Origin of the sequence: Actinoallomurus iriomotensis, assembly GCF_030269445.1 — a bacterium.
GTDB classification, from domain to species: Bacteria; Actinomycetota; Actinomycetes; order Streptosporangiales; family Streptosporangiaceae; genus Actinoallomurus; species Actinoallomurus iriomotensis.
Map to the genome: position 1 here is coordinate 1 of NZ_BSTJ01000053.1, position 255 is coordinate 255.

1 rRNA gene is annotated in these 255 nt (G+C 61.2%); it reads left to right on the plus strand.

Features of this window, described 5'->3' with window-relative positions:
• Positions 1–108: ribosomal RNA gene (locus tag QSK37_RS51370) — 16S ribosomal RNA — on the plus strand; the annotation flags it as partial.
• Positions 109–255: the final 147 nt, after the last annotated feature.

Sequence of the window (255 nt, forward strand, 5' to 3'; positions counted from 1 at the left end):
CCGGTGGCCCAACCCTTGTGGGGGGAGCCGTCGAAGGTGGGGCCGGCGATTGGGACGAAGTCGTAACAAGGTAGCCGTACCGGAAGGTGCGGCTGGATCACCTCCTTTCTAAGGAGCATCACTGGCCGCACGCACCAGACGATCGAGTCTGGGGGTGTTGGTCCATGACTCATGCCACGGGCGAATGTCTCGTGGGTGGGTTTGCTCATAGGTGGAGCACTGGCTATTCGTGTCGGTTGTCATGCCGGTCTGGTT